General features: G+C 66.1%; 1 protein-coding gene. It reads left to right on the plus strand.

What is annotated here, in order from left to right; translation table 11 throughout:
* Window positions 1–295, plus strand: a 295-nt coding sequence (locus SB822_RS56250) for an acyl-CoA dehydrogenase family protein (protein ID WP_410858999.1), incomplete at both ends; no start/stop codon positions are given.

Raw genomic sequence — 295 nt, forward strand, 5'->3', positions numbered from 1 at the left:
GCGCGCCCAGCGCGAGGGCGACACGTGGCAATTGAACGGCGCTAAAGCGGTGGCGCAGCACGGTGAGCACGCTGCACTCTTCCTCGTGTCCGCGCGGACCGTCGGCGACGACGACTCAGAGGAAGGCATATCGCTCTTTCTCGTGCCTCGGGACGCAGCAGGCGTCAGCGTGCGCGGCTATCCGAAGATCGACGGCGGACGCGCGGCCGAAGTCACGTTCGACAATGTCAAGCTCGGCGAAGAATCGCTGCTTGGCGCGGAAGGTGCGGGCTTCCCGACGCTCGAGTATGCGATC

The organism is Paraburkholderia sp. SIMBA_054 (assembly GCF_046534875.1).
Classification (GTDB): Bacteria; Pseudomonadota; Gammaproteobacteria; order Burkholderiales; family Burkholderiaceae; genus Paraburkholderia; species Paraburkholderia hospita.